This is a genomic window from Pseudomonas sp. R9.37, from assembly GCF_963878885.1.
Taxonomy (GTDB): domain Bacteria; phylum Pseudomonadota; class Gammaproteobacteria; order Pseudomonadales; family Pseudomonadaceae; genus Aquipseudomonas.
In genome coordinates, this window is the sequence record NZ_CAWNZA010000007.1 from 94,763 (window position 1) to 103,342 (window position 8,580).

The 8,580-nt window shown below is 62.0% G+C and carries 7 protein-coding genes and 2 pseudogenes; 5 read left to right on the forward strand and 4 right to left on the reverse strand.

Annotated elements, in window-relative coordinates; all coding sequences use genetic code 11:
• Nucleotides 1–64: 64 nt before the first annotated feature.
• From AACU78_RS05445 to AACU78_RS05460, 4 genes are read right to left on the reverse strand one after another with little or no spacing between them, the layout of a single operon-like run.
• A complete protein-coding gene (locus AACU78_RS05445) occupies nt 65–730 on the reverse strand; it encodes a methionine ABC transporter permease (protein WP_106580201.1) in 666 nt (221 codons plus the stop codon).
• Complete coding sequence (locus tag AACU78_RS05450; RefSeq protein WP_106580202.1) at nt 727–1,473, reverse strand: methionine ABC transporter ATP-binding protein; 747 nt, start codon at nt 1,471–1,473, stop codon at nt 727–729. The genes AACU78_RS05445 and AACU78_RS05450 overlap by 4 nt, the downstream gene beginning before the upstream one ends.
• On the reverse strand, nt 1,470–2,264 hold the full coding sequence (locus AACU78_RS05455) for a MetQ/NlpA family ABC transporter substrate-binding protein (protein WP_106580203.1): 795 nt from the start codon (nt 2,262–2,264) through the stop codon (nt 1,470–1,472). The genes AACU78_RS05450 and AACU78_RS05455 overlap by 4 nt, the downstream gene beginning before the upstream one ends.
• A gap of 13 nt (nt 2,265–2,277) precedes the next feature.
• Complete coding sequence (locus AACU78_RS05460) at nt 2,278–3,309, reverse strand: isopenicillin N synthase family dioxygenase (protein WP_106580204.1); 1,032 nt, start codon at nt 3,307–3,309, stop codon at nt 2,278–2,280.
• Between the two features lie 248 nt (nt 3,310–3,557).
• Here AACU78_RS05460 and AACU78_RS05465 point away from each other — a divergent pair, with 248 nt between their 5' ends.
• From AACU78_RS05465 to AACU78_RS05485, 5 genes and pseudogenes are all read left to right on the forward strand, one after another.
• Entirely contained in the window at nt 3,558–4,298 is a 741-nt protein-coding gene (locus tag AACU78_RS05465) for a response regulator (RefSeq protein ID WP_106580205.1), read from the forward strand.
• On the forward strand, nt 4,295–5,599 hold the full coding sequence (locus AACU78_RS05470; protein WP_106580206.1) for an ATP-binding protein: 1,305 nt from the start codon (nt 4,295–4,297) through the stop codon (nt 5,597–5,599). The genes AACU78_RS05465 and AACU78_RS05470 overlap by 4 nt, the downstream gene beginning before the upstream one ends.
• Nucleotides 5,600–5,774: 175 nt before the next feature.
• Nucleotides 5,775–6,857 carry an LLM class flavin-dependent oxidoreductase gene (locus tag AACU78_RS05475; protein WP_106580207.1) on the forward strand — a complete coding sequence of 361 codons (1,083 nt, stop codon included), beginning with the start codon at nt 5,775–5,777 and terminating at the stop codon, nt 6,855–6,857.
• A 339-nt stretch (nt 6,858–7,196) separates the two neighbouring features.
• Nucleotides 7,197–7,505, forward strand: a pseudogene (locus tag AACU78_RS05480) (LLM class flavin-dependent oxidoreductase); the annotation flags it as partial.
• Nucleotides 7,506–7,845: 340 nt separating this feature from the next.
• Nucleotides 7,846–8,154: pseudogene (locus tag AACU78_RS05485) on the forward strand (LLM class flavin-dependent oxidoreductase); the annotation flags it as partial.
• Nucleotides 8,155–8,580: the final 426 nt, after the last annotated feature.

Consider the following 8,580-nt stretch of genomic DNA (forward strand, 5'->3'; position numbering starts at 1 on the left):
ACGGTGACTTTACCCAGCCGCGCATATAACTAGAAATATTAAAAATTCATTAGTACATAACCGTTTATCGGCGGTGCGCCAGCGGCCTCACACAGCGATCCCCCAGGCTTTGCACGCCCTGCACCAGCACCACCAGCACGATGACCGTGACCACCATGATCTGATTGTTGAAACGCTGATAACCATAACGAATCGCCAGGTCGCCCAGGCCGCCGCCACCGATCGCGCCAGCCATGGAGGAAAAGCCGATCAGCATCACCAGCGTCAGCGTGACCCCGGCCACCAGCGCGGGCAAGGCTTCCGGCAGCAGCACCTTGAGGATCACATGGCGCACGTCACCGCCCATGGCGACGATGGCTTCTATGCGCCCCTTGTCCACTTCATCCAGGGCGGTCTCGACAATGCGCGCAAAAAAAGGAAAAGCGCCAATCGTGATCGGCACCACGGCCGCCGTACTGCCCAATGTGGTGCCGACGATCAGGCGCGTCAGCGGGATCAACGCGATCAGCATCACCACAAACGGCAATGACCGCCCCAGGTTGATCACGGCGCCCAACGCCCGGTTGAGCCGTGGCAAAGGCAGCAAACCGCCGCGTCGGCTGATAAACAGCACCACGCCCAGCGGCAAGCCGATCAACAGCGTGAACAGGCCCGCCAGCAGCACCATGTACAGGGTTTCGCCGGTGGCGTTGAGCAGCAGTTGAACAATCTCGTTCCAGTCGGTTTTCATACGGCCCTCACCACGGGCAGGGTTGGCGCCAACGAACGGCCCAGGCGCGATGTCGGGTCGGCTTGCAACTGCAGCAGCGTGCCGCTTTCCACCACGCGGCCATCGGCCAGCGACACTGCGCTGTCACAGATGGCCTTGACCACGTCGAGTTCATGGGTGATCAACACGATGGTCACGCCCAACTGCCGATTGATGTCGCGCAACAACTCAAGAATCGACGCGGTGGTGTGCGGGTCCAGCGCGCTGGTGGCCTCATCCGATAACAAATAGGCTGGACGCGCCGCCAATGCCCGGGCAATGCCCACACGTTGTTTCTGCCCACCGGAAAGCTGCGAAGGAAACGCCCCAGCCTTGTCACTCAAACCCACCAACGCCAGCAACTCGGCCACCCGCGCCGCGCGCTCGACCTTGGGCACCTGGGCGATTTCCAGCGGCACCGCGACGTTGCCCGCCATCGTGCGTGAATGCAGCAGGTTGAAGCCCTGGAAGATCATGCCGATGCGCTGGCGTTGCTCGCGCAGTTGCTTGTCGCTCAGTTGGGTCAGGTCCTGGCCATCCAAAAGGATGCGCCCGCAGGTGGGCCGCTCCAGCAGGTTAAGGCAGCGCAACAAGGTACTTTTACCCGCCCCGCTGCGGCCGACGATGCCAAAAATCGACCCGTCGTTTATCTGCAACGACACGTTATCCAGCGCCGCCGGCTGGCCGTCGGCGTAGGTTTTGCTGACGCCCTCGACGACGATCATTTGGCCGCCACCGGGATCACGGAGCCCGCGTATTTTTCGCTGATAAACGTGGCTACCTCCGGCGAGCGCAGGTCCTTGGCGAGCTGCTTGATGCGCGGGTCATCGACCAGTTTTGGTGTGGTCACCAGGATATTCGCGTACGGGTTGCCCTCGGCTTTCTCCAGGCCCAAGGCGTCTTTGGCCGGCACCAACCCGGCTTCCAGAGCGAAGTTGCCATTGATCACCGCCAGGTCCACATCGTCCAGCGCACGCGGAATTTGCGGCGATTCAATCTCCAGAATCTTCAAGTGCTTGGGGTTCTCGGCGATGTCCTTGGGCGTGGCCTGCTCCTTGGACGCGTCATTGAAGCCCGGCTTGAGCGTGATCAGGCCGTTCGCTTGCAACAGGTACAAGGCGCGGCTGAGGTTGGTGACGTTATTCGGCACCGCCACCGTGCCTTTGTCCGGCACCTGAGCGAAGTTTGTGTGGCGATGCGAATAGATGCCCAACGGCTCGATATGCACGGTGGCGGCCACGGCAAACTTCTGGCCGAGGGCCTGTTCCTGGGCGTTAAGGAATGGCAGGTGCTGGAAGTAATTGGCGTCGACATCACCGTGCGCCAGCAGCTCGTTGGAGTTCACGCCGCTGGGGATCTCGATGATTTTCAGGTTCAGGCTCGGGTCGAGCTTCTGCACATACTCGAGGATCTGCGCATGGGGAATCGGGTCGGCGGCGACACGCAGCGCATCGGCGGCCGACACACTCAATGAGGCCAGCAATGCCGCCAACGTCAGTGCGGTTTTCTTCAACATGGTGATCTCCTGATCAGGCGGACAGTGCGTGGGGAAGTGTGGCGTCGGCGTAAAAACGTTGGGCGACATCCGGGTGCGAGCGCAGGCGGCCCTTGAGGTAGTTCCAGCCGACATCGCGCAGCAACGGGTTGCGCGGGTCACTGGTGGGGCCGTGGGCATCGCGCAGCAGTTCGGGGGCCAGGTCATACACCGGCACCACCGCATCCAGCTGCGCGCCGAGGAAGAACGCCAGGGACAGGCGCTCGCTACCCAGCGGCGGCGACACCACGCGGTGTACGGTGGCGCGCAAGTAACCGTTGCTGGCCAGCTCAAGCAGTTCGCCGATATTCACCACCAAGGTTGCGGGGCGTGGCGACGCATCAATCCAACGGCCCTCCTCCACTTCCACCTGCAACCCGGCCTGCTCGTCCTGCAGCAGGAAGCTCAAAAAGCCGGAGTCCTTGTGTGCGCCCACGCCCTGGCGGCTTTGTTGCGCGTGGCGGCCGGGGTAGCGAATCAGCTTGATGTGCTCGTTGGGTTGGTCGCCGTACAGTGCGTCAAAAGCGTGCTCAGGCAGCGACAGCGCCTGGGCGAAGGCGCGTAGCAAGCGCAACGACATGTGCGTCATTGCCTGCTGCCAGGCCAGCACCAAGGGTTTGAGTTCGGGTAAGGCCACAGGCCATTGGTTGGGGCCTTGCAGACGGGCCCACGCGGCCGGGTGCTCAGCCTCACTCAACGGCTCGCGTTCGGCGCCGACGTCAAACTGTTCGCGCAGGTCTGGCTGGCCGCGAGTGATCTCCGACGCGGCGCGATTGTAGCCGCGAAAGTGCGCGGAGTTGAGCATGCCGACCGCCAGTTTGTCGGCCTCGGGCAAGGCAAAAAATGCGCGCGCCTGCTGCTGCACCTGAGCCAGCAGCGCCGGGTCGATGCCGTGACCGGTCAGGTAGAAAAAACCGACCTGCCGTGCAGCAGAGCGCAATGCATCGAGAAAGTCGCCGCGTTGCTCAGGCGTGCCGTCAAGGTGCGACAGATCCAGCAGCGGCAAGGTGGTGATTGATTGCAGCATCGGCGGCTCACTCCATAAGCGTCTTGGGTTGGAGCAACCAAGCTAAACGATCTTAAAAAACCTTAATAAATACCTTTTTAGCATTAGCTTAGGCGTGCGGGTGAACGACGCCGGACGCTAGCCTGTCGGTTTTTTTGCCTCGCTGTGTATCTCGTTATCGCCAGATACACTGCAATACAAAGGGCACAAGGCAAAGCCTGCGGCGATGGCTAGACTGCGGCCCATGAGCATTTAACGAGGAACGCAGCATGGACCATGTCGACCATATCCTGATCGTCGATGACGACCGCGAGATCCGCGAACTGGTGGGCAATTACCTGAAGAAAAACGGCATGCGCACCACGGTGGTCGCCGATGGCCGTCAGATGCGCAGCTTCCTCGACACCACCCCGGTTGACCTGATCGTGCTGGACATCATGATGCCCGGCGACGACGGTTTGCAGCTGTGCCGCGAGCTGCGGGTGGGCAAGCACAAAGCCACGCCGGTGCTGATGCTCACCGCGCGCAACGATGAAACCGACCGCATCATCGGGCTGGAAATGGGCGCCGACGATTACCTGGTCAAACCCTTCTCCGCCCGCGAACTGCTGGCACGGATCAACGCCGTGTTGCGCCGCACGCGCATGCTGCCGCCGAACCTGGTGGTGAGTGAAACCGGGCGGCTGATCCGCTTCGGGCGCTGGCGCCTGGACACCACCGCCCGCCACCTGCTCGACGAAGACGACACGCTGGTGGCCTTGAGCGGCGCCGAATACCGCCTGCTGCGGGTGTTCCTCGATCACCCGCAGCGCGTGCTCAACCGCGACCAACTGCTCAACCTGACCCAGGGTCGTGACGCGGATCTGTTCGACCGCTCCATCGACCTGCTGGTCAGCCGCCTGCGCCAACGCCTGTTGGATGACGCACGTGAACCGGCGTATATCAAGACCGTGCGCAGCGAGGGTTACGTATTTTCCCTGGCGGTGGAAATCCTTGGAGCCACGCAATGAAATGGCGGTTGGGTTGGCCGCGCACGCTGGCGTCGCAGTTGTCACTGATCTTCCTGATCAGCCTGGTGTGCGCCCATGGCTTGTCGTTCAGCGCGCAATTCTACGAGCGCTATATCAGCGCGCGCACCGCGATGCTCGGCAACCTGGAGAACGATGTGTCGACCTCGGTGGCAATTCTCGACCGCCTGCCCGCCAACGAGCGCGCCAGTTGGCTGCCGCGTATCGACCGCCAGAACTACCATTACCTGCTCAATGCCGGCGAGACCGGTGAGCCGATGAGCAGTGACGACGTGCCGATGGCCGCCACCTCGATTGCGGATGCGCTGGGCGAGCAGTACGCGTTGACCTTTCGCACCATTCCGGGCCTGCAGAAGCACTTCCAGGCGCACCTGACCCTGGCTGACGGCAACCCGATCACCCTGGATGTGCGCCCGGCGGCCCTGCCCGTGGCGTATTGGTTGCCGGTGGTGCTGATCCTGCAATTGGCGCTGTTGCTCGGCTGCACCTGGCTGGCGGTGCGCCTGGCGATTCGCCCGCTGACGCGCCTGGCCCGCGCGGTAGAAACCCTCGACCCCAACGCCCATCCGACGCCGCTGGACGAACACGGCCCGACTGAAGTGGCGCATGCGGCGGCGGCGTTCAACCAGATGCAACAACGCATCGCTGAATACCTCAAGGAACGCATGCAGATCCTCGCGGCCATTTCCCACGACCTGCAAACGCCGATTACCCGCATGAAACTGCGCGCCGAGTTCATGGAAGACTGCGCCGAGCGCGACAAACTCTGGAGTGACCTGGGGGAAATGGAACACCTGGTGCGTGAAGGCGTGGCCTACGCGCGCAGCGTGCACGGCGCTACCGAAGCCAGCCATCGCATCAACCTCGACGCGTTTCTGGACAGCCTGGTGTTTGATTATCAGGACATGCACAAGCAGGTCAGCATCACCGGTAAAAGTGCGCTGGTGCTCGACACCCGCCCTCACGCCTTGCGGCGGGTGTTGGTGAACCTGCTGGACAACGCGCTGAAATTCGCCGGCAGCGCAGAACTGGCGGTCGGCTCGACGCCAAATGGGCAGCTGTCGATCAGCGTATTGGACCGCGGACCCGGGATTGCCGAGGACGAACTGGTGCGCGTCATGCAGCCGTTTTATCGGGTAGAAAGCTCACGCAATCGCGGCACCGGCGGCACCGGGCTGGGCCTGGCGATTGCGCAGCAACTGGCGGTGGCGATCGGTGGCTCACTGACCTTGAGCAATCGCGCGGGCGGTGGGCTGTGCGCGCAGATTCGGCTGAGCTTGTAGCTCGCCTTTTAATGCACGTTGCTAATAAATAAATCGAATGATAATTCCATATTTTAATACTTAGGTTAGAACCAACAGGCATTTTACAGACCCGGCGCCTGCCCTTACTTTTGAGCCGAGTGACCGACCCCACGCCCGGAGGAGGTGTTGATCCCGTACCTGACAAGGACTGACCATGAGCATTGAATTCATCGGCTATATCGGCGGCCATCACGCCTCTGAGATCCACCCGCGCAGCGGCCCGACCCTGCAACCGGACTACGTCGAAACCGTGGCCCGCGCCCACGAAGAGGCAGGCTTCGACCGCGCCCTGGTGGCCTTCCATTCCAGCAGCCCGGACAGCACCTTGATCGCCGCGCATGCCGCCAGCGTGACCCAAAAGCTGCAGTTTCTAATCGCCCACCGCCCAGGCTTTGCCCAGCCGACGCTGGCTGCGCGCCAGTTCAGCACCCTGGATGTTTTCAACGGCGGGCGCACCGCCGTGCACATCATCACCGGTGGCGATGACCGCGAACTGCGCGCCGATGGCAGCCACATCGGCAAGGACGAACGCTACGCGCGCACCGACGAGTACCTCAGCGTGGTGCGCCAGGAATGGACCAGCGAGCAGCCCTTCGATTTCGCGGGTACGTACTACCAGGTGGAAGGCGCGCACTCGACGGTGAAGTCACCGCAGCAGCCGCACATTCCGCTGTATTTCGGTGGCTCCTCCGCGGCAGCGATTGCGGTGGCGGGCAAACATGCCGACGTGTATGCGCTGTGGGGTGAAACCTATGAGCAAGTGCGAGAAGTGGTGACTCAGGTGCGTGCCGAAGCGGCCAAGCATGGGCGCACGATCCGCTTCAGTTTGTCGTTGCGCCCGATCCTCGCCGAGACCGAGGAACTGGCGTGGGCGCGCGCCGAGACGATCTTGCAACAGGCCACGGCGCTGGCTGAGAAGAACGGATTCGTGCGACGGGAACCGCCGAACGAAGGCTCACGCCGGTTGCTGGCAGCCGCGGCGCAAGGCTCGCGGCTGGATAAGCGGTTGTGGACCGCAGTTGCCGGGCTGCTCGGCGCCCAAGGCAACTCCACCTCACTGGTGGGCACCGCCGAACAAGTCGCTGAAGCCCTGTTGGATTACTACGATTTGGGGATTACCACCTTCCTGATTCGCGGCTTCGATCCGCTCAATGATGCAATTGATTACGGCAAGCGCTTGATCCCACTCACCCGCCAATTGGTCGCAGAGCGCGAGCAGGCCCGGCAGGTTGCGTAAGTGGGACCTGGCTTGCCTGCGATGGCATCGATTGGGTGTTACTGATACACCGAGGTGCCTGCATCGCAGGCAAGCCAGCGCCCACAGAAAAGCCAAGCAGTGCGGTGCTGGCAACTGAACTCGGTCAACTTGTGGGAGCGGGCTTGCTCGCGAAAGCGGTGGGTCAGCCAACTCATGTGTAGCTCGCACACCGCCTTCGCGAGCAAGCCCGCTCCCACATTTGGAGCTCAGTGCATCAGAAAAAGATGTGTTGCTGTGCTGTTGCCCTGCTTTGCTTCTACCACTCAGGTCGGCTACCAGGCCGCCGTGCTCTGCTGTTGATCTTGATCTGACAGGCCCCGTCAACCACGCTGGCCGAACGCAGGCTCACGCCGGTTGCTGGCAGCCGCGGCGCAAGGCTCGCGGCTGGATAAGCGGTTGTGGACCGCAGTTGCCGGACTGCTCGGCGCCCAAGGCAACTCCACCTCACTGGTGGGCACCGCCGAACAAGTCGCTGAAGCCCTGTTGGATTACTACGATTTGGGGATTACCACCTTCCTGATTCGCGGCTTCGATCCGCTCAATGATGCAATTGATTACGGCAAGCGCTTGATCCCACTCACCCGCCAATTGGTCGCAGAGCGCGAGCAGGCCCGGCAGGTCGCGTAAGTTGGAGCTGGCTTGCCTGCGATGGCATCGATTGGGTGTTACTGATACACCGAGGTGCCTGCATCGCAGGCAAGCCAGCTCCCACAGAAAAGCCAAGCAGTGCGGTGCTGGCAGCTGAACTCGGTCAACTTGTGGGAGCGGGCTTGCTCGCGAAGGGGGTGGGTCAGTCAACTCATGTGTAGCTGGCACACCGCCTTCGCGAGCAAGCCCGCTCCCACATTTGGATCTCGGTGCATCAGATAGAAGTGTGTCGTTCTGCTTCTGCCCTGCTCTTGCTTCTACCACTCAGGTCGGCTACCAGGCCGCCGTGCTCTGCTTTTGATCTTGATCTGACAGGCCCCGTCAACCACGCTGGCCGAACGCAGGCTCACGCCGGTTGCTGGCAGCCGCGGCGCAAGGCTCGCGGCTGGATAAGCGGTTGTGGACCGCAGTTGCCGGACTGCTCGGCGCCCAAGGCAACTCCACCTCACTGGTGGGCACCGCCGAACAAGTCGCTGAAGCCCTGTTGGATTACTACGATTTGGGGATTACCACCTTCCTGATTCGCGGCTTCGATCCGCTCAATGATGCAATTGATTACGGCAAGCGCTTGATCCCACTCACCCGCCAATTGGTCGCAGAGCGCGAGCAGGCCCGGCAGGTCGCGTAAGTTGGACCTGGCTTGCCTGCGATGGCATCGATTGGGTGTTACTGATACACCGAGGTGCCTGCATCGCAGGCAAGCCAGCTCCCACAGAAAAGCCAAGCAGTGCGGTGCGGGCGGCTGAACTCGGTCAACTTGTGGGAGCGGGCTTGCTCGCGAAGGGAGTGGGTCACTCAGCACATGTGTAGCTGACACACCGCCTTCGCGAGCAAGCCCGCTCCCACATTTGGAGCTCAGTGCATCAGAAAAAGATGTGTTGCTGTGCTGTTGATCCGCTTTTGCTTCAACCACTCAGGTCGGCTACCAGGCCGCCGTGCTCTGCTTTTGATCTTGATCTGACAGGCCCCGTCAACCACGCTGGCCGAACGCAGGCTTGAATCCGTGGGTAACCCGGCAGGACGCCGGGTTAGCCGTGTTGGGCCATGGATGGCC

Excerpts from the sequence above, each read along its gene's own strand:
- AACU78_RS05445 (WP_106580201.1), bottom strand. The coding sequence starts at position 730 with ATGAAAACCGACTGGAACGAGATTGTTCAACTGCTGCTCAACGCCACC.
- AACU78_RS05450 (WP_106580202.1), bottom strand. The coding sequence starts at position 1,473 with ATGATCGTCGTCGAGGGCGTCAGCAAAACCTACGCCGACGGCCAGCCG.
- AACU78_RS05455 (WP_106580203.1), bottom strand. The coding sequence starts at position 2,264 with ATGTTGAAGAAAACCGCACTGACGTTGGCGGCATTGCTGGCCTCATTG.
- AACU78_RS05460 (WP_106580204.1), bottom strand. The coding sequence starts at position 3,309 with ATGCTGCAATCAATCACCACCTTGCCGCTGCTGGATCTGTCGCACCTT.
- AACU78_RS05465 (WP_106580205.1), top strand. The coding sequence starts at position 3,558 with ATGGACCATGTCGACCATATCCTGATCGTCGATGACGACCGCGAGATC.
- AACU78_RS05470 (WP_106580206.1), top strand. The coding sequence starts at position 4,295 with ATGAAATGGCGGTTGGGTTGGCCGCGCACGCTGGCGTCGCAGTTGTCA.
- AACU78_RS05475 (WP_106580207.1), top strand. The coding sequence starts at position 5,775 with ATGAGCATTGAATTCATCGGCTATATCGGCGGCCATCACGCCTCTGAG.